We start from the raw sequence: 313 nt of genomic DNA on the forward strand, positions 1-313 counted from the left end.
GGATGACGAAAAGCAGGCCGATGCGGGGATCGGCCAGCAGGTTCTCCAGCGTGTCGAGCCGGTTGTTGCCGCCGGAGTCGGGCAGCAGCACGGTGGAAGGGTCGCTCACCTTCGCGAAACCGGGCGCACCGCCGCGTGGCGACGCATCGAGCAACTGACCTTGCGGGCCCGCGCTGGCCACCACGCAGAAGGGCGACAGCGTGATGAAGCGCGTCATGTGCACATCGAGTCGCGGGAGCTGCTTGCGCACGGCGCGTTCGCCGGGTTGCGCGTAGAGCGCGCGGAGTTGGTCGCGTGTTTCGATCATCGTCTT

At 67.4% G+C, this 313-nt stretch carries 1 protein-coding gene; it reads right to left on the reverse strand.

Going from position 1 to position 313, the window contains the following annotated elements; genetic code table 11:
• On the reverse strand, nt 1–313 hold a 313-nt coding region (locus CVH10_RS19170; protein ID WP_219924848.1), incomplete at both ends, for a pyridoxamine 5'-phosphate oxidase family protein.

This window comes from Halomonas sp. ND22Bw (assembly GCF_003011945.1).
GTDB lineage: Bacteria > Pseudomonadota > Gammaproteobacteria > Pseudomonadales > Halomonadaceae > Halomonas > Halomonas halophila.